Origin of the sequence: Arsenophonus endosymbiont of Aphis craccivora (assembly GCF_013460135.1) — a bacterium.
GTDB classification, from domain to species: Bacteria; Pseudomonadota; Gammaproteobacteria; order Enterobacterales; family Enterobacteriaceae; genus Arsenophonus; species Arsenophonus nilaparvatae.
Map to the genome: position 1 here is coordinate 554,219 of NZ_CP038155.1, position 20,037 is coordinate 574,255.

Consider the following 20,037-nt stretch of genomic DNA (forward strand, 5'->3'; position numbering starts at 1 on the left):
GCTTACTTGATTCACTGATACATGCATAACTCTACTATTAATATTTATAGGCAGTCATGCTTAATATTTTGCTATCGTTATTGCAATACTAACAGATCCAATCAATAACAAAATGTATTCAGACCGTATTGAGTGTATAATTAACCGCTAATCTACTACTCTAATAATAATCAAAAGCAATGTTATGAATATACCTGATATTAATGCAGTGAAGGCATTTCTTCTCACTTTGCAAGATAAGCTCTGTCAGCAATTTGAACATATCGATAACACCGCAAAATTTGCCCAACATAACTGGGAACATAAACAAAAAGGTGGCGGTCGTAGCCGTATATTAAAAAACGGAACGATTTTTGAGCAAGTAGGAGTCAATTTTTCCCATATAAGTGGTGAGCATTTACCTGCTTCTGCCACAGAAAATCGTCCAATACTGGTAGGTCGTCGCTATCAAGCAATGGGAGTTTCTTTAGTTACTCATCCACTCAATCCTTATATTCCAACAGCCCATGCTAATGTCCGTTTTTTCATTGCAGAAAAACCAGGTGAACCATCAGTATGGTGGTTTGGTGGTGGATTTGATTTAACTCCCTATTATGGCTTTGAAGAAGATATTATACACTGGCACAAGATTGCGCAGTCTCTATGTTTACCTTATGGAAAAGAAATTTATCCCAACTATAAAAAATGGTGTGATCGCTATTTTTTTATCAAACATCGCAATGAGCCACGCGGGGTTGGCGGCCTTTTCTTTGACGATTTAAACCAACCCGATTTTACTACCTGCTTTCACTTTACTCAGGATATTGGCAATGGTTTTCTTAAGGCATATTTACCTATTGTTGAAAAAAGAAAACAGACCGCTTGGAGTGAACGCGAGCGCCAATTTCAATTATACCGCCGAGGACGTTATGCAGAATTTAATCTGGTATGCGATCGTGGAACCCTGTTCGGGCTGCAGACTGGCGGTAGAACAGAATCAATTTTAATGTCCTTACCACCACTAGCACGCTGGGAATATAACTATCATCCTGAGTCCAATTCAGATGAAGAAAAACTTTATAATCATTTTTTAATCGAAAAAGAGTGGGTATAAATATTAGTAGCACACTTATTTTTTAAGTGTGCAATTTGTTATTAACGTTTTTTAAGATGGGCAATTAGACGTTTACGCTTACGTAGCTGCGTTGGTGTCAATTTATTTTTCTTGCCGGCATAAGGATTAGCGCCTTCTTTAAATTGAATACGAATCGGTGTTCCCATAACCTGTAATGTGCGACGAAAATAGTTCATTAAATAACGTTTGTAAGAATCGGGTAATTCAGCAACTTGATTGCCATGGATGACCACAATCGGTGGATTATAACCGCAGGCATGAGCATATTTCATTTTCACTCTGCGACCTCGTATCAGGGGTGGCTGATGTTCTTCTTCTGCCATCTTCATAATACGTGTTAATAAGGCTGTACTTACTCGCCGTGTTGCCGATTCATAAGCTTCATGGATAGACTCAAATAAATTACCAACACCACTACCATGCAACGCTGAAATAAAATGCACTTTAGCGAAATCAATAAAACCTAATCGCAAATCCAGCATATCTTTAACCGATTGACGATCCTCTTGCGACATGCCATCCCACTTATTGACTACAATCACCAGAGAACGCCCTGCATTCAAAATAAAACCTAATAATGATAAGTCTTGATCAGAAATACCCTCTCTGGCATCAATAACCAGTAAAACAACATTAGCATCTTCAATTGATTGCAACGTTTTGATCACCGAAAATTTTTCGACCGTTTCAGTTATTTTTCCGCGCTTACGCACACCAGCTGTATCAATCAGTATATATTCACATCCATCCCGTTCCATCGGAATATAAATGCTATCCCGCGTTGTACCTGGCATATCATAAACAACTACTCGATCCTCGCCTAAAATACGGTTAGTTAAGGTTGATTTACCAACATTTGGCCGACCAACAATCGCTAACTTAATCGGTAGTGAACGCGGATCAAAGGCTTCTTCTTCACTATTATCAAGCGCCTCTTTCTCTTCCTGAGCAAGCCAATAAGCTGCATTAGCCTCCTCTGGCGACAATTCAATATCATTGGCTGATTTTTGCGGCGAATAGGGAGAAACCACTTTTTCAATCAGTTGAGTAACACCACGTCCATGAGATGCGGCAATGGGATAGATATCCTTGATCCCAAGTGCATAAAAATCACCTAAAACTGTATCGATATCCAAACCATCAGTTTTATTTGCGACCAGGGAACTATCCTTTTTGCGACTGCGCAAATGTTTCGCAATCTCATAATCTGCCGGCATCAATCCTGAACGAGCATCAACCATAAAAAAAACAATATCAGCTTCTTCAATCGCTAGTAAGGATTGAGAAGCCATATGGGTTTCTATACCCTCTTCTGAACCATCGATACCACCGGTATCAATAATAATGAATTCCTGTCCTGAAAACTCTGCTGTGCCGTATTTTCGGTCACGGGTTAAACCAGGAAAATCAGCAACCAGCGCATCCCTAGTTCGAGTTAATCGGTTAAATAAGGTAGATTTTCCTACATTTGGACGCCCTACTAGCGCAATGACAGGTATCATTTTTAAGATGCCTCATAAAAATTCAAATCGGTATTCTGATTCCAATCTTCAGAATACTAAAAAATAAAACGGCTGCGGAAATCAGCAGCCGTTAATTCTATCTGGAAAATAAGAAAATGTCAGGCAATTAACGTTCAATCAGATATACCGTTCCATCTTTTGCCTGAATAAGTAATTTATCACTGGCAATAATCGGACGGCTGCGTAAGCCAGAACTATCAACTTTATTTTGTGCCACAAATTGACCATCTTGGGTATCTAACCAATGAAGATAACCTTCACCATCGCCAACTACTAAATAACCATCATAAATAGCCGGTGCGGTCAAATTGCGATGTAATAAAGCATCTTGTGTCCATAAAGAGACACCATCATTTTTACGAATGGCCAGCACACGATCATTTTGATCCACGAAGTAGATAATATCATTGGTGACAATAATATCATTCACCGTGCCTAGATCACGCTTCCAGATAATTTGGCTAGAGCGCATATCCATTGCAACTAAATCACCATTATACGCAATAGCAAAGATAGCGCCTGAATTAGTATCAATAACCGGCGTCATATTAACATCGTGCAAACGATCAATTTCCGTTGCGCCACGGATTTGAGAAATATATTGTTGCCAGGCAATCTGCCCTTGAGCAAGCATTATGGCACTAATACGACCACCATCACTACCAACAATCGCGACGCCATAAGCAGTAGCTGGCGCTGACTTTCCTCTTACTGATAATGTCGAGGTGTCTAAATTAATACTCCATTTACTTTGTCCAGTCTGTGCATCTAACGCTTGTAACACACCGTTACTGGTATGGATCAATACCAAACCGTCACTCACTACTGGCTGCGAAAGTGCTTCTCCGGCAACATCTGTTTCCCATGCCATTTCTCCATCGGCTTGATTCAATGCGATAACTTTGCCAGTTTCTGTCCCTATATAAAGCTTATCTCCTGAAACCGTTAATCCGCTGGAAAGTAAGGCCGGCAAATTAGCCGTGAAAAAACCAACATGTTCTGATACATCAATTGACCATAGTATCTCACTTGAATCAACATCCATTGCTTTCACCGTTCCTTTACGATCGGCTGCATAAACAACAGAATCATCGTAAGCCGTTGAAAGTTTAGAATAATATTTTCCACTACCATCCCCTATCGAGCGATGCCAGATGATAGCAGGGGTAAATTGATTGTCAACCTCAGGTAAAGGAGACATTACGATAGAATCTTTTTCCGTTGAGCATCCCATTAATAAAGTCATTGCCAACAAACCAACCAAGAGCGTTCTAGCCAATTGCATGTTAATATTCCTCTTAGTTTGGCAAGCTATTAATTTTTATTTTTAATATTGTCTTCATCATTTCAGCTCCACTTGATTCAATTACTTTAGAATAAGCTGCACGGGCGCCAGCAACATCACCTTTTTTCAATAATATATCGCCACGAATATCTTCAACAATCGTACTCCATCCTTTATCCTGTACTTGAGTCAAAGTAATCAGTGCTTGATCTGTCTTGTTCAAAGTTAACTGTACGCGTGCCAATCTGACATTGATCAAATCTTTAACATCATCTAATTTTGCTACTGCTAATGCCTTTAGTAATGCTTTTTCTGCACCAGCAATATCACTCTTTTCCACCGCAATTTTGGCAAGTTCAATATTGGTCAATACACCATAAATATTGTTTGTTTCATTAGCAAATTGTTCGCCAGCAGCCAGTGCTTGTTTTGAACCTGTCTGCAATTGAGATGACATTTGTTCAAAGGCTTGAGCACTTTCTTGCAAACGATTTGCCTGATGTGATTGCCAATAATTCCAACCAATAATCGCGCCAAATCCGACAGCTAACCCAATTACTAACGCTTTGCCATTGTTAACAAAAAAGCGTTTAATAGCATCTACCTGCTCGTTTTCAGTGGTATAGACTTCCACAGAGTCTCCTTTAAACTAAAAGTTCAACCAAACGTACAGCAACATTCTGCTGAGAAATTTTTTCCTGTTCGCCGGTACGCAAATCTTTTATTGTGACTTCATCCGATTGACACTCATCTTCACCTAAAATTAGGGCAATTTTCGCCTGATGTTTATCTGCGCGAGCTAACTGTTTTTTAAAGTTACCTCCACCATGATGAGTCATTAATTTCAAAGCTGGCAATTTATCGCGAATTTTTTCCGCCAGGACTAATATTGCCTGTTGACTTGCCTCACCACAAGCAACCAAATAAACATCAACTAAGGTACAGTCAGCAACAAAACCTGGATTAAGCTGTTGCACCAATAACACCATGCGCTCCATTCCCATCGCAAAACCTACCGCGGTGGTCGCCCGCCCGCCGAGCTGCTCGACCAGACCATCATAGCGACCGCCGGCGAATACCGTACCCTGCGCACCTAATGCATCAGTAACCCACTCAAATACAGTACGATTATAATAATCTAAACCACGAACTAAACGTTGATTAATTCGATATTGAACGCCTGCTGCATCAAGTAATTTACAAAGTCCAGTAAAATGTTGTTTCGAGTCATCGTCAAGATAATCAGCAAGTAATGGCGCATCATTAAGCAGTTTTTGCACGTCAGGATTTTTTGAATCAAGGATACGTAACGGATTAGTCGACAGTCGACGTCGGCAATCTTCATCCAATTTATCTTCATACTGTTGCAAAAAAGTGACTAATGCCTGACGATATTTTGCGCGCGCCGCTAATGAACCAATCGAGTTTAATTCCAGTGAAACATGGTTAGCGATCCCCAACTCACGCCACCAACGTGCTGTCATCATGATAAGTTCGGCATCAACATCGGGCCCGGCTAAACCAAAAACTTCTGCACCTAACTGATGGAATTGGCGATAACGCCCTTTCTGTGGCCGCTCATAACGAAACATCGGGCCTAAATACCAGAAACGTTGTTGCTGATTATACAATAAACCATGTTCGATCCCAGCGCGTACACAACCAGCTGTATTCTCTGGACGCAGTGTTAAGCTGTCACCATCCCGGTCATCAAAGGTATACATCTCTTTCTCAACCACATCAGTGACCTCACCTATTGCGCGAGAAAATAATGAGGTTTGCTCTACGATGGGAGTTCGAATCTCACTAAAACCATAACTAGCAAGGATTTGTTTTAATGTGCTTTCAATTTTTTGCCAGAATTGAATATCGGCAGGAAGACAGTCATTCATACCGCGAATAGATTGAATGTTTTTAGCCACGTTATTTCTCTATTTAAAAATCTATCATAATATGGATTATAAAAGTGAATATTAACAGGGTGCAATCCATAAACAAAATCGGCTCATTATTTTATGAGCCAATATGATTAAATTATTTATCTAATTGTTCAATATCAATCCGCCGATTTTCATTCAACATAACGGCCTTTGCCCGAATTTTAGCTTCCAACTGATCGATCATATCAACATTGTCTAAACGTTCTTTTTGACGAACGCCGTCTTCATAAAATCCGCTCTTTGCTCTTGCCCCTGTGACGCCAAGGGTAGAAACCTTGGCTTCACCAGGACCATTAACAACACAACCAATAATTGAAACGGCCATCGGAGTAATAATATCTTCTAACCGTTCTTCTAATGCATTAACGGTACCAATGACATCAAACTCTTGACGTGAGCAGGTTGGACAAGCAATAAAATTAATACCTCGCGAGCGAATACGCAGAGATTTCAAAATATCAAAACCAACTTTAACTTCTTCAACAGGATCAGCAGCTAATGAAATCCGTAATGTATCACCAATCCCCTCAGACAATAACATTCCCAATCCGATAGCAGATTTCACCGAACCTGCTCGCGCTCCACCCGCTTCGGTAATACCTAAATGTAACGGTTGATTAATTTTATCAGCTAGTAAACAGTATGCGCCTACAGCCAAAAAAACATCTGAAGCTTTAACGCTAATTTTAAACTGATCAAAATTCAATCTATCTAATATATCCACATGTCGCATAGCAGATTCAACTAACGCTGCTGGCGTGGGTTCCCCATATTTTTCTTGAATATCTTTTTCTAATGAACCACCATTAACGCCGATCCGAATAGGAATATTTTTATCACGTGCACAGTCAACAACCTGACGAATACGCTCTTCATTACCAATATTACCTGGATTGATACGTAAACAATCTACACCATATTCAGCTACTTTGAGTGCAATACGATAATCAAAATGGATATCAGCAATCACAGGAACATTAACTTGTTGCTTAATAAGTTTAAACGCTTCTGCTGCATCCATTGTAGGCACAGAAACACGCACAATATCAACGCCTACTCGTTCTAAAGATTTAATCTGTTTAACTGTCGCTTCAACATCCGTTGTCCGGGTATTTGTCATAGATTGTACTGTAATGGGGGCACCATCACCAACGGGAACATTTCCTACATAAATGCGCATTGATTTACGCCTTTTTATCGGTGATTGATTATGCATATTACTCTCCTTCAACATCCATGTTTAATAAGTTGCGCTATTTCTATAATTGAAGCCTTCGAATTGACGATGGCTTCTTATTTGTTCACAATTTATCATTATTTATAGATGTTGTCTTACAATATTCATTTACAATCCAGGCAATTTAAACTTGGCTGGACGATTAGCTTTAATAAAGCGATTTAGATCAACGGAATTACCTTTGAATAGCAGATTAACATTGGCGGGTATACCAATATTAAATTGATAAGGAAGTTCACCATTTAATTCAAGTTTCTGGCCTGCATTTTTAATACCACTAAATAAAATCTTACCTTTAGCATCACGAACTTCTAACCAGCACTCCCCTTTAAAGTTCATCACAACTCCATCACCAGATTCTATATTAGCAGCATCAGTATCAGTAGAAACCTCTGCTGTTCTATCTCGTTCTGGATTACTATTATTCATACTGCCTGGCAATGGCACTGTTTTTACTTCTGCTGGATTTACTGACTCGATATTATCATTTATATCACTATTTTTTGGTGTTTCAGAAGTTAATGGCGTTTTAGGAGCCGGTGATACGACATTATTAGCTATCGATGAGGTTACCGGCTGTACATTAGTTTCTGTCGACGATGTATTTAAATTATTTTGTTCAGTCTCTGCTACTTCACCAGGAGTAGAAGAAGCTGGATCTGCCGGCATTTGAGCAGTATTCGATCGATTCTGTTCAGCCATCGTGGCAATTTCTTGTTTTTGTACTTTATAACCCTGCCACCACCAAATACCTACCATAGCAATACAAATAATTATAATTAGCCAGGTAAATTTCATTAACCAGCCTTCGCGTTTTTTACGGGTTTTTCCTAGAGAATAACTCTGCATAGGAGAAACTACAGCAGCTTTTGCTGGTGTATGTTTATCCAATAATTCAAGAATTTCTTTTTCTGGCATTTTCACTAATTTTGCATAAGAACGAATGTAACCACGCAAGAAAGTAGGATCAACATTATGGGAATTGCTGTCTTCTTCTATCTCACGTACTGTGCACACTTTTAAGCAAAGTCGCTCGGCAACGATTTCTCGGGAAAGACCAAGCGTTTCCCGTGCCTGTAATAAACGTTGGCCAACGGTGATTTCTGTTTTTTCTGTTTTAGGTTTGCTATTCATTCGCGGAAATATTGGTCTTTTTTGAGTTTTAACATCATGAAGGCTTTTAAAAAACTTCATCTATAAGTTAATAAAAAACCTTCATACCGATAATATTTTTTATTTTACTTTTGAAATATTTTGACAATTCAGCCCACTACGTTCTTCCTCTTTCCTCAATTTCATTATCTCCTAAGATATGTTTTCAGAGCATAAAAAGTCTAAATAATAATATCGCATACTTGTATTATTGATTGCTGATGAACGCATGGCCACTTTAAAATATTTTAATGCTAACTCTGGTTGCTTTTGCTGACGCATCATGACCGCCATGCCTAAATTTGCTATCCCATTGTTTGGCTCTGCCAGCATTATCTTCTTAAAATGATAAGATGCTGCTGGATAATTCCCTCCTGATAAATAAGCAATGCCTAGCTGTGTCCGTGTCACAATCGCAATATCAACGTCTTTATTAATACTAGTACATCCTATTAATAAACCCACTAACAATAGAATATTAATGATAGATATCCTTATCATATCACTCTCGTTTGTTTATATAACTGGTAATAAAAGGAATTATGATATCTAATTCCCTTTATTTACATAATTAATATTCAGACTGCTTTTACTATAATTGGTTCACACCAGCAAGCTGTTTTTTCAATGTTCGTTTTGTTCGATCAATAACATCACCCGCTAATTGACCACAGGCCGCATCAATATCATCACCACGTGTTTTACGCACAATAGTAGTATAACCATATTTCATCAATACTTTTGCAAAACGATCAATACGACTATTAGAACTACGGCTGTATGGCGCACCAGGAAATGGGTTCCAAGGAATTAAATTAATTTTGCTAGGCGTATGCTTAAGACATTCAGCGAGCTGATGAGCATGTTCAATACTATCATTCACACCATTTAGCATCACATACTCAACGGTAACACGTCCCTGATTTGCATTAGATTTAGTGAGATAACGCCTAACACTAGCCAGGAAAGTTTCAATATTGTATTTTTTATTAATAGGTACAATCTGGTCACGAATTTCATCAGTCGGAGCATGCAAGGAAATTGCCAAAGCAACATCGATCATATCACCCAATTTATCAAGCGCAGGCACAACACCAGACGTCGATAAAGTCACCCGTCGTTTTGACAATCCAAAGCCAAAATCATCCATCATAATTTCCATTGCTGGAATAACATTGTTTAGATTTAATAGAGGCTCTCCCATTCCCATCATCACAACATTTGTAATTGGCCTCCGGCCACTAGATTTTAAAGAGCCGATGACTTTAGCAGCCCGCCACACCTGGCCTATGATTTCTGCAACGCGTAAGTTACGATTGAAACCTTGTTGAGCGGTTGAACAAAACTTACATTCAAGGGCACAGCCAACTTGAGAAGAGACACAAAGTGTCGCTCGATCATCTTCAGGAATATAGACTGTTTCGACTTGTTGCTCACCTACCGTGATTGCCCATTTGATAGTGCCATCAGCAGAGCGCTGCTCTTGCGCAATTTCAGGCGCCCGAATTTCTGCAACTGCTTTTAATTTAGTCCGCAACACCTTATTGATATCAGTCATCAAATCACAATCATCATAACAGTGGTGATAAATCCATTTCATTACCTGATCGGCTCGAAATGGTTTTTCACCCATGTCACTAAAAAATTGCCGCATCTGTTTACGATCCATATCCAACAAATTAATTTTTGTTGATTTGGTAACAGGAGAAAAAGAGGGCACACACTGCGCTGTTGTTTTAGATTGAAACATTTTTATTGCCTCGTTATTACACTTTTCGGCGAAAACTGTATATTTTTAATAATTAACTATATTTATTGGCATTAAATCTTATTTTAATAGCTTTATATGCCATAACCTTGTCAATAAATCACTTAACAAGGCATGGTATTTTACAAACTTTATTAATATTTTGCTAATAATATCCTATTTCTGTTTGTTAACGCGGACAAATTTCGTCATCAGTAAAGAAAAAAGCAATTTCTCGCTCTGCTGACACGACAGAATTTGAACCATGAACTGCATTTTCGGTAAAACTATCAGCATAATCAGCACGTAGTGTCCCAGGCAATGCCTTAGCAGGATCCGTTGCGCCCATCAAATCACGATAGCGCTGTATAGCATCGTCACTGGCTAAAACTTGCAACATTATGGGGCCTGAGGTCATAAACTCGACTAATCCGGCAAAAAAAGGCTTACCTTTATGCTCAGCATAAAATCCAGCTGCCTGTTCTTCGCTTAAATGCACCATTTTAGCAGCAATAATTTCGAATCCAGCTTGCTCAAACCGGCCATAAATCGCACCAATAGCATTTTTCTTAACTGCATTTGGCTTAATAATGGAAAACGTGCGTTGTATTGCCATTAGAAATCCTCTTAGCTGTTATTTTTCATCAGGATATTTTTGCCTTGCATCCATTCTGCCCGCCAAGAAAAAGATTTATCATCATTTTATTAAGGCAAAATAGCTAGCTATTATAAATATTGGCAATTCAATTGCCCACTTAACGATAAATTTTGTTAATTTTTTTTATACAATTTTTTTATTTCTTTAGCTTAAATCACATTTTTATAAAACTTAAAACACCAGACGGCTTTGTTGAATAAATCAGAATTAGCCGCCAGGATGGCTCCCTCTGCTACAGCTGTTATCCGATCCTGACGCTGTGTGGCATACCCAACAACGTCATACGGTTCAGCGCTTTGACCATCGCCATTGCTTCACCTACCTGAGCCTCATAGTCACGCAGCCTCAGATGGCCACCCAGCAAAGTTTTTATGCGGAACATCGCTGTTTCTGCCACTGAACGCCGGTGATAACCCACTTTCTTTTTCCACATATCATTACTCCTGCTCAGACGCTGATTCGCCACCGCATGGTTACGTTCATGGTACTTGTCCGGCCAGTATTTCGCTCCGCTTCGCGGCGGGATAAGGGGCCTGATTTTCTTTCTTAGCAACGCATCGTGGCAGTAACAGGCGTCATAAGCACCGTCTGCTGACACTTCCCTGATTTTCCGGTGGGTTTGGTTAATCAGGCCCGGCAGTGCCTGCGCATCTGTCGTTCCGCTGAGCGATAAGTCGGCACAGATAATCTCATGAGTCACACTGTCTGCTGCCAGATGAAGCTTGCGCCACACTCTTCGTCTGTCAGCCCCATGCTGCCTGACTTTCCATTCACCTTCGCCAAAGACCTTCAGACCGGTACTGTCGATGACCAGATGCGAGATTTCACCACGCGTTGGCGTTTTTATGCTGATGTTGACGCTCTTTGCTTGTCTGCTGACCAGCGAGTAGTCCGGACAGCACAGCGGCAAAGACATGAGTTTAAAAATCGAATCAACGAAGCCCTGTAATGCCCGGAGCGACAGGTTAAACACACGCTTCATCATAAGGACAGTGGTAACAGCCATATCGCTGTAGTAAAGCGGCCGGCCACGACCTTCAGGCGAAGAACTGTCAGTCCATCCAGCGATGGCCGACTCATCAAGCCAGACCGTCAGGGAACCGCGTTGTCTGAGTGCCTTGTTGTACGCGGGCCAGTTGGTAATTTTAAACTTTTGCTTTGACATGGGGACCTGATGTTGAAACGAATTTAGCGATCAGCTCCGCCAATCACCTAAAAGTTCGATTTATTCAACAAAGCCACACCAGACATGATCACAAACAATAATCTGCTCAATTCTCTTTAGGATTTAGGCATAAACAAATTTAAATATAAAAAAAGCGGGGTATAAATAAAGGAATAATGGGTGACATAATTTAACAATTTTTAACAGCAATGGTGCTGCGCAACCAGCCCCCTATTTTACGTTGATAAAACGGCTGCGGATGGCGCACAATAAAATGATCGATACCTGTACTATTCGGTTGCAAAAAATAAAAATCAACTGACTGATTAGCTTCCAGATAATCAAGCGCCATGCTTCCTAACTGCGGAATTAATAGTTGCCCTTCTTTTTCATAGCCAATATTAATTTCTAAAGCAATAAGCATAACCGACGCTTCTACTACAGTATCATCCTCCGCTTGCAGTAAAAAAGCACGGCGTATGATTTTATGCTGTTGTAAAAATTGACATAGCACATTGATTAATTGTTGCGGCATAGTTTTAGGTATGCGCAATTTAATGACACTACCGCCTGGCACTGTAATGGTAGTCATCAGCGCGGTTTGATTGATTTTATCAGCTGCCATTTTAGCTTCTTTCCTAACTAATACTCTTTTGCTAACTAATTATTTACCCGTAAAAATAATATTTCTGGGTAAATAATCATACCAAATAACCGCTATTTTGCTTTTTTAGCAATAGACTAGCAATCGTCCTGACGCCAATGCCAGTCGCACCTTCCGCCCATAAATTCACAGCAGATTTATGATAAGCCGCCGAACAATCGATATGTAACCACCCTTTATGATAATTTTCAACAAAATTAGATAAGAAAGCAGCAGCGGTGCTGGCGCCCGCAGTATGAGAAGGTGATGCAATATTATTGAGATCAGCAAATCCAGAAGGTAATTGGCGGCGATGAAATTCAGCTAAAGGTAATCGCCAAAAGAGTTCATTCTCCATTTCTGCTGCTGACATCAATTCAGCCACCAATTTGTCATCAAAACTCAATACCGATTGATAATCGTTACCTACCGCGATTTTGGCAGCGCCAGTTAACGTAGCAGCATCAATAATTAATGCTGATTTTTCTTTGCAAGCATCGATCAATCCATCTGCTAAAACCAGTCTTCCTTCCGCATCGGTATTCATAATTTCAACAGATTTGCCGTTACGGTAGCGAATAATATCACCTAATTTAAAGGCATTACCACTAACCATATTATCGGCAATGCAGAGGAAAAGTTTTACTCGTTGTTTTAAACCTCGGCTTATTGCTAAGGCTAACGCTCCAGTTAGCATAGCTGCCCCACCCATATCGGCTTTCATTGAATTCATTGATAAAGATGGCTTTATGCTATAACCACCAGAATCAAACGTAATTCCCTTTCCTACTAAACAAGCAAATACCGGTGCTTTTAAATTGCCAGTCGGATTATAATCCAGCACTAGTAATGCGGGTGGACGGCTTGAGCCACGGCCTACAGTATAAATTCCACTATATTTCTGTTTGGCTAACTCTTCACCCTGAATGATACGGTAGTTAATATTATCTTTTACTGTTTCACATAATAAATCAGCGCTACGCTGAGCCAGCTGTTCAGGCGATAATTCTTCAGCCGGTGCGTTAATAATATCTCTTACCCAATCAATAATTCGGATGCGATACTGTAGCTCTTTTTTTTCATTTTCAGATAAATTTGGCCATTCAATCGAACGCGCTCCCTTAGGTGCTCTGAAACCTTGCCAAAATGCCCAACTTTTTTCCAAGTCCCAGTCATTACCTGCTAACAGCACATGGTGAATGCCTTGACTGTCCAATCTACGACCAGCACTCTGGATAGAACACAGTTTTGCTTGTGGCTTCAGATGAATGACTATCCCTTGTTCACTAGAACTGATTAATGCATTCTTTCCCCAACAAGGCGCCGCTGCTTGATAAGATAGCGAGACTTGCATGATCTGCTTTTCCATTCCCTCTTCCCACCTTAGTTTGTCATATTGTGTTTATGGAATAATTGATAAATATAAGATATTAATCATAAAGGTTATCATGAGTTAATACATTGCACGATGAGTGATAGCAATAAAAAAGCTAGCAATTCCCAGCTTTATATGTAATTGATTGCTTCAATCATTCATTATTGATACTCATCAAGCCATATTAATAAAATGGCTTCTAGGATCTTTTCATTTGAAGCTTGCGGATTGTCATTAAAATCGTCTAATTGGCAAATCCATTGATGCATATCGGTAAAACGAACCGTTTGCGGATCAATATTAGGATATTTATCATAGAGTGCCTCTGCTATTGCACGGCTATCAATCCACTTTAAACTCACCATCCCCTCCTGCAATTAAATCTAAGGATCAATGCTCTCTGGCATGATTGATCGTATATCTAGGAATTTCTATTACCAGATCTTCGTTGGTCACAATAGCCTGACAACTTAAGCGGCTTTCAGGCTCTAACCACCATGCTTTATCTAGCATGTCATCCTCTAGCTCAGAACTTTCTTCCAGTGAATCAAAACCTTCACGAACAATACAGTGGCATGTGGTACAAGCACAAGATTTTTCACAAGAATGTTCAATATCAATACCACTACGTAAGGCAGCATTAAGAATCGATTCACCTTTCTCGACTTCCACAACCGCCCCTTCAGGGCATAACTCTTTATGCGGTAAAAAAATTATTTTCGGCATTATTATATCTCGTCCACAGAATGACCTGATAATGCCTGACGAATAGAGATATCCATACGTCTGGCAGCAAAATCCTGTGTTTGCTTATCCAGTTGTTTAATTGCATTTTCAATCGCAACAGGGCTTTGTTGAATAAATCAGAATTAGCCGACAGGATGGCTCCCTCTGCTACAGCTGTTATCCGATCCTGACGCTGTGTGGCATACCCAACAACGTCATACGGTTCAGCGCTTTGACCATCGCCATTGCTTCACCTACCTGAGCCTCATAGTCACGCAGCCTCAGATGGCCACCCAGCAAAGTTTTTATGCGGAACATCGCTGTTTCTGCCACTGAACGCCGGTGATAACCCACTTTCTTTTTCCACATATCATTACTCCTGCTCAGACGCTGATTCGCCACCGCATAGTTACGTTCATGGTACTTGTCCGGCCAGTATTTCGCTCCGCTTCGCGGCGGGATAAGGGGCCTGATTTTCTTTCTTAGCAACGCATCGTGGCAGTAACAGGCGTCATAAGCACCGTCTGCTGACACTTCCCTGATTTTCCGGTGGGTTTGGTTAATCAGGCCCGGCAGTGACTGCGCATCTGTCGTTCCGCTGAGCGATAAGTCGGCACAGATAATCTCATGAGTCACACTGTCTGCTGCCAGATGAAGCTTGCGCCACACTCTTCGTCTGTCAGCCCCATGCTGCCTGACTTTCCATTCACCTTCGCCAAAGACCTTCAGACCGGTACTGTCGATGACCAGATGCGAGATTTCACCACGCGGTGGCGTTTTTATGCTGATGTTGACGCTCTTTGCTCGTCTGCTGACCAGCTAGTAGTCCGGACAGCACAGCGGCTAAGACATGAGTTTAAAAATCGAATCAACGAAGCCCTGTAATGCCCGGAGCGACAGGTTAAACACACGCTTCATCATCAGGACAGTGGTAACAGCCATATCGCTGTAGTAAAGCGGCCGGCCACGACCTTCAGGCGAAGAACTGTCAGTCCATCCAGCGATGGCCGACTCATCAAGCCAGACCGTCAGGGAACCGCGTTGTCTGAGTGCCTTGTTGTACGCGGGCCAGTTGGTAATTTTAAACTTTTGCTTTGCCATGGGGACCTGATGTTGAAACGAATTTAGCGATCAGCTCCGCCAATCACCTAAAAGTTCGATTTATTCAACAAAGCCCCTAATCGGGTAAAAAACTGGCCATTGTCCATCTGACGACGACCCCCTTGGGTAACTCCATTTTCAGGAAAGGCAAAAATCAAATCAACATCAGATGAAAAATTTAGCTCTCCGCTGCCTAACTTACCCATAGCAAGGATCAACAATGGTTGTGGTCGCCCTAGGTTATCACAAGGTGTGCCCCCATTATGACAATACTGGACATACAACCAATCTCTTGCAGCGATGATTAACGTTTCGGCAAGCACACTCAGATGCTGCAATATTTGCGGCATACTATCCTTATGTAATATCTGTAGCCACGCTATTCTAATCAGCATTTGATGGCGAAATTGCCTTAGGATCCGCTGCAACCCTTCCTCGGCAGTTATATTGGCTAGCTTTTCGATTAACCATTGATGATAATGTTGCCATTTGCCTATTTGCGGTGGCTTTTGACGTATAACCGTCCACCAGACAGGATGGTTTTTGATCTGCAAGTAGGCAAAATCACTTAAGGCAAAAAATATTTTTTCCTGTGACGATAGAGGTAAAAGTTCAGGCGCGTAACGCTGAAAATCATATACCACCCTTTGCGTCTGCTGAACCAAGATTGATGGCCGCAATTTCATAAAATGCCTTTCATTAGGATAGTGTTAAAGCCGTAAGCCATTGGGTAAAAGAAAGTTTGCAACGCAACCAATCCGCACTATAACAGAGTTGCTGGGGTTGAATATCCGCAGTAGCCAATAATGCCGTTATTTTTTTAATGGCGATGCTTGAACAAAATATGGACTGACAGTTCTTCGCCTGAAGGTCGTGGCCGGCCGCTTTACTACAGCGATATGGCTGTTACCACTGTCCTGATGATGAAGCGTGTGTTTAACCTGTCGCTCCGGGCATTACAGGGCTTCGTTGATTCGATTTTTAAACTCATGTCTTTGCCGCTGTGCTGTCCGGACTACTCGCTGGTCAGCAGACGAGCAAAGAGCGTCAACATCAGCATAAAAACGCCAACGCGTGGTGAAATCTCGCATCTGGTCATCGACAGTACCGGTCTGAAGGTCTTTGGCGAAGGTGAATGGACAGTCAGGCAGCATGGGGCTGACAGACGAAGAGTGTGGCGCAAGCTTCATCTGGCAGCAGACAGTGTGACTCATGAGATTATCTGTGCCGACTTATCGCTCAGCGGAACGACAGATGCGCAGGCACTGCCGGGCCTGATTAACCAAACCCACCGGAAAATCAGGGAAGTGTCAGCAGACGGTGCTTATGACGCCTGTTACTGCCACGACGCGTTGCTAAGAAAGAAAATCAGGCCCCTTATCCCGCCGCGAAGCAGAGCGAAATACTGGCAGGACAAGTACCATGAACGTAACCATGCGGTGGCGAATCAGCGTCTGAGCAGGAGTAATGATATGTGGAAAAAGAAAGTGGGTTATCACCGGCGTTCAGTGGCAGAAACAGCGATGTTCCGCATAAAAACTTTGCTGGGTGGCCATCTGAGGCTGCGTGACTATGAGGCTCAGGTAGGTGAAGCAATGGCGATGGTCAAAGCGCTGAACCGTATGACGTTGTTGGGTATGCCACACAGCGTCAGGATCGGATAACAGCTGTAGCAGAGGGAGCCATCCTGTCGGCTAATTCTGATTTATTCAACAAAGCCGTTTAACATAAATAAGCCAGAAAACAGCAGCCAAAGCGTGATTCATTTTTCCTTACTAACAGTCAAAAATTGTTTCTAAAAACAATTCTAATATTAATTAAGTCTATATTAATAACTAAACACCAGAAAAATAACTAACAAAGAATTTTATTCTATGGTTTTTACCTGAAAATAATAAAAAATGAAATATTATTAATAATGGCAAATCAATTAAAAGAATTATTATTTTACCTTTTTAGATTTGCATCAATACATTTAACGCATTAGTATCAGCGAATAGCACTTTTTTCACAGTTTGAAGATAGTTGAATACAATGAGAAAATTTCCTTTATTTATCTTAGCATTGATAGGATTTAACCTGCCAATGACAACTCAAGCAGAAGAAACGCTTTATGTTTCTGATGAACTGCCTACCTTTATCCATCGAGGACCTGGAACCGATTATCGCATTATTGGTAGCCTTAAAAGTGGTGATCAAGTTCAGTTATTGAACACAGATGCTGAAACCGGCTACGACCAAGTTCTTGATTATAAAGGACGAGTTGCTTGGTTCCCCAAAAATCAACTCAGCAAAACACCCAGTGTAAAAGCACGTATTCCCTTACTTGAAAAGGAAAATCAAGCATTACGTGAAAAATTGACCAGCATTGATAGTAACTGGAATAATCAAACCAGTGAAATGCAAAGCAAAGTGGCAGCCAGTGATCAAACTATTGCTAATCTAATCGCAGAAAACGAAAAACTGAAAAATGAGTTAATCCGCTCAGAAAAAAAATTAGAGATTGCACAAATAAATCTTGATAATAATCGCCGCGAGCTCATTTTACAGTGGTTTATGTATGGCGGTGGCGTTGCCGGTGCAGGTTTAATTTTTGGTTTATTATTACCTCATCTCATCCCACGACGTAAAAAACGTAATGAACGCTGGATGAATTAAAAAAATACCATGCAGATTTATCTTGTTGGTGGCGCGGTAAGAGATCAGCTACTAGGGTTGCCTGTTTCTGATCGTGACTGGGTAGTGGTCGGAGCTACCCCAGATGATTTAATCAAATTAGGTTTCCAGCAAGTAGGTAAGGATTTTCCCGTTTTTCTCCATCCAAAAACACGTGAAGAGTATGCCCTGGCTCGTACAGAACGCAAAACGGGTGTTGGCTATACCGGTTTTTCTTGCTATGCCGCACCTGATGTCACGATAGAAGAGGATCTGTTACGTCGAGATTTGACCATCAATGCGATTGCGCAAACTGAAGATGGGCAACTGATTGATCCATACCATGGTGAACGGGATATAAAAAATCGCCTATTACGCCACGTTTCCGCTGCTTTTGCCGAAGATCCTCTGCGAATACTCAGAGTGGCACGTTTTGCTGCTCGGCTAGCTAACCAAAAATTTACTATTGCCAATGAAACACAATCGTTGATGAAAAAAATGGTTTTTAATCATGAGCTTAGTACAATTAGCGCAGAAAGAGTGTGGGGAGAAACGGAAAAAGCACTACAATCATTATCGCCTGAAATCTATTTTCGTGTCTTATATGATTGTAGCGCGCTAGCTATTCTTTTTCCTGCAATTAATCAATTATTTGGCACACCGGCAGCGGCAAAATCACATCCCGAAATAGATACCGGAATACATACGCTTTTAACCTTAAAGGTAGCGGCCTCATTAACTGACAATGTCGAAACTCGCTTCGCTGCTCTCTGCCATGACTTTGGTAAAGCGCTGACCCCATCTGAACAATGTCACACTCATGACGATTATGTTAGCAAAGGTATTTCGCTAATTGAGGCTATGTGCAATCGACTACGTATTCCTAATAGAATGAAAGAATTAGCTAAATTAGTGGCTCGTTTTCATCAACAAATCCACCAAATTCATCAGTTAACACCAGAAACTGTTATTAATCTATTTAATCAATTAGATAGTTGGCGCAAGCCGGAGCGTATCAATCAATTAGTCATCGCCTGTGAAGCAGATGCCCGCGGCAGGATAGGGCGAGAGCATATCACTTATCCACAAGCTAAATTTGTTATTGAAGCGTTTAAGACTGTACAACAAGTATCAAGCAAAGATCTTATTGTGCAGGGTATAACGGGGATCGCGATCAGGGATGAGCTTAACCGAAAACGTATCCAAACATTAACTTACTGGTGGCAGCAACAAACCATTCTACCGATTTAAGCTAACCTAAACAGATTTTGTCCGCTCTATAATCACACCAACCTGCTTAGCCTGCGCCACCGCACCTGGCTTACAAACTTTAACGCGGACCCAACAACTATTGAACTGATTTAAAATAATATCAGCAATCTCCTGCGCAACCCGTTCTATCAATGCAAATTTTTGTGTTTCTATATGTTTAATTACCAATTGGCTAACCTGCGCATAATCTAAACAACTTTCCACTTGATCACTTTTGGCTGCGCGCTGATTATCCCATCCCATCTCAATATCGAGCAACAATTTCTGTTGGATCGTTTGTTCCCAATCATAAGCACCAATGGTTGTGAATACTGATAACTGTTCAATAAATATAATGTCCATTTAACCTTCTCTCATTTTTTAATTGCGATAAATAATCGCTTTCCAGATACTTCTCTATTATCATTGACAAAAATGGCCCAATGATCACACATTTTAGTAAAA

18 protein-coding genes and 3 pseudogenes are annotated in these 20,037 nt (G+C 40.8%); 4 read left to right on the plus strand and 17 right to left on the minus strand.

Going from position 1 to position 20,037, the window contains the following annotated elements:
- Positions 1–184 precede the first annotated feature (184 nt).
- Positions 185–1,093 (plus strand): oxygen-dependent coproporphyrinogen oxidase, encoded by a 909-nt coding sequence (gene hemF, locus E3U36_RS03030; RefSeq protein WP_180817051.1) that lies wholly within the window; start codon positions 185–187, stop codon positions 1,091–1,093.
- A gap of 41 nt (positions 1,094–1,134) precedes the next feature.
- On the opposite strand, the gene der is transcribed toward hemF, so the two are convergent.
- The 16 genes and pseudogenes from der to E3U36_RS03110 all read right to left on the minus strand — a co-directional run bounded on the left by der (position 1,135) and on the right by E3U36_RS03110 (position 16,331).
- Positions 1,135–2,616, minus strand: coding sequence for a ribosome biogenesis GTPase Der (der, locus tag E3U36_RS03035; RefSeq protein WP_180817052.1), 1,482 nt, complete (start codon positions 2,614–2,616; stop codon positions 1,135–1,137).
- A 127-nt stretch (positions 2,617–2,743) separates the two neighbouring features.
- Complete coding sequence (gene bamB, locus E3U36_RS03040) at positions 2,744–3,922, minus strand: outer membrane protein assembly factor BamB (RefSeq protein ID WP_180817053.1); 1,179 nt, start codon at positions 3,920–3,922, stop codon at positions 2,744–2,746.
- 13 nt (positions 3,923–3,935) lie between these two features.
- A complete protein-coding gene (locus tag E3U36_RS03045) occupies positions 3,936–4,556 on the minus strand; it encodes a YfgM family protein (RefSeq protein ID WP_180817054.1) in 621 nt (206 codons plus the stop codon).
- 10 nt (positions 4,557–4,566) lie between these two features.
- The gene (hisS, locus tag E3U36_RS03050) at positions 4,567–5,844 is read right to left on the minus strand and encodes a histidine--tRNA ligase (RefSeq protein ID WP_180817055.1); all 1,278 of its coding nucleotides are present in this window, start codon (positions 5,842–5,844) and stop codon (positions 4,567–4,569) included.
- A gap of 112 nt (positions 5,845–5,956) precedes the next feature.
- Positions 5,957–7,078 carry a flavodoxin-dependent (E)-4-hydroxy-3-methylbut-2-enyl-diphosphate synthase gene (gene ispG, locus E3U36_RS03055; RefSeq protein WP_180817056.1) on the minus strand — a complete coding sequence of 374 codons (1,122 nt, stop codon included), beginning with the start codon at positions 7,076–7,078 and terminating at the stop codon, positions 5,957–5,959.
- Positions 7,079–7,207: 129 nt separating this feature from the next.
- Positions 7,208–8,233 carry a cytoskeleton protein RodZ gene (rodZ, locus tag E3U36_RS03060; RefSeq protein ID WP_180817057.1) on the minus strand — a complete coding sequence of 342 codons (1,026 nt, stop codon included), beginning with the start codon at positions 8,231–8,233 and terminating at the stop codon, positions 7,208–7,210.
- Positions 8,234–8,404: 171 nt separating this feature from the next.
- Entirely contained in the window at positions 8,405–8,716 is a 312-nt protein-coding gene (locus tag E3U36_RS03065; RefSeq protein ID WP_180817058.1) for a tetratricopeptide repeat protein, read from the minus strand.
- A gap of 113 nt (positions 8,717–8,829) precedes the next feature.
- Positions 8,830–10,001: pseudogene (gene rlmN, locus E3U36_RS03070) on the minus strand (dual-specificity RNA methyltransferase RlmN).
- Between the two features lie 187 nt (positions 10,002–10,188).
- Positions 10,189–10,614, minus strand: coding sequence for a nucleoside-diphosphate kinase (gene ndk / locus E3U36_RS03075; protein ID WP_180817059.1), 426 nt, complete (start codon positions 10,612–10,614; stop codon positions 10,189–10,191).
- A gap of 283 nt (positions 10,615–10,897) precedes the next feature.
- The gene (locus E3U36_RS03080; protein WP_180817060.1) at positions 10,898–11,821 is read right to left on the minus strand and encodes an IS5 family transposase; all 924 of its coding nucleotides are present in this window, start codon (positions 11,819–11,821) and stop codon (positions 10,898–10,900) included.
- 190 nt (positions 11,822–12,011) lie between these two features.
- Complete coding sequence (locus tag E3U36_RS03085; RefSeq protein WP_180817061.1) at positions 12,012–12,446, minus strand: enhanced serine sensitivity protein SseB C-terminal domain-containing protein; 435 nt, start codon at positions 12,444–12,446, stop codon at positions 12,012–12,014.
- A gap of 76 nt (positions 12,447–12,522) precedes the next feature.
- Complete coding sequence (gene pepB, locus E3U36_RS03090) at positions 12,523–13,833, minus strand: aminopeptidase PepB (RefSeq protein WP_180817062.1); 1,311 nt, start codon at positions 13,831–13,833, stop codon at positions 12,523–12,525.
- Between the two features lie 167 nt (positions 13,834–14,000).
- Complete coding sequence (iscX, locus tag E3U36_RS03095; RefSeq protein WP_180817511.1) at positions 14,001–14,201, minus strand: Fe-S cluster assembly protein IscX; 201 nt, start codon at positions 14,199–14,201, stop codon at positions 14,001–14,003.
- A 28-nt stretch (positions 14,202–14,229) separates the two neighbouring features.
- Positions 14,230–14,565 (minus strand): ISC system 2Fe-2S type ferredoxin, encoded by a 336-nt coding sequence (gene fdx, locus E3U36_RS03100; protein WP_180817063.1) that lies wholly within the window; start codon positions 14,563–14,565, stop codon positions 14,230–14,232.
- A 177-nt stretch (positions 14,566–14,742) separates the two neighbouring features.
- Positions 14,743–15,666 (minus strand): annotated as a pseudogene (locus E3U36_RS03105) (IS5 family transposase).
- Positions 15,667–15,713: 47 nt separating this feature from the next.
- Positions 15,714–16,331, minus strand: a complete 618-nt coding sequence (locus tag E3U36_RS03110; protein ID WP_238337498.1) for a bifunctional [glutamate--ammonia ligase]-adenylyl-L-tyrosine phosphorylase/[glutamate--ammonia-ligase] adenylyltransferase — start codon at positions 16,329–16,331, stop codon at positions 15,714–15,716.
- Positions 16,332–16,511: 180 nt separating this feature from the next.
- Between E3U36_RS03110 and E3U36_RS03115 the strand changes: the two are divergent.
- The 3 genes and pseudogenes from E3U36_RS03115 to E3U36_RS03125 form a co-directional block, all read left to right on the plus strand.
- Positions 16,512–17,330: pseudogene (locus E3U36_RS03115) on the plus strand (IS5 family transposase); the annotation flags it as partial.
- 370 nt (positions 17,331–17,700) lie between these two features.
- On the plus strand, positions 17,701–18,324 hold the full coding sequence (locus E3U36_RS03120; RefSeq protein WP_180817065.1) for a TIGR04211 family SH3 domain-containing protein: 624 nt from the start codon (positions 17,701–17,703) through the stop codon (positions 18,322–18,324).
- A gap of 9 nt (positions 18,325–18,333) precedes the next feature.
- Positions 18,334–19,572, plus strand: coding sequence for a multifunctional CCA addition/repair protein (locus tag E3U36_RS03125; protein WP_180817066.1), 1,239 nt, complete (start codon positions 18,334–18,336; stop codon positions 19,570–19,572).
- A 6-nt stretch (positions 19,573–19,578) separates the two neighbouring features.
- Here E3U36_RS03125 and folB read toward each other — a convergent pair whose 3' ends face one another.
- A complete protein-coding gene (gene folB / locus E3U36_RS03130; RefSeq protein WP_180817067.1) occupies positions 19,579–19,935 on the minus strand; it encodes a bifunctional dihydroneopterin aldolase/7,8-dihydroneopterin epimerase in 357 nt (118 codons plus the stop codon).
- Between the last annotated feature and the right edge of the window lie 102 nt (positions 19,936–20,037).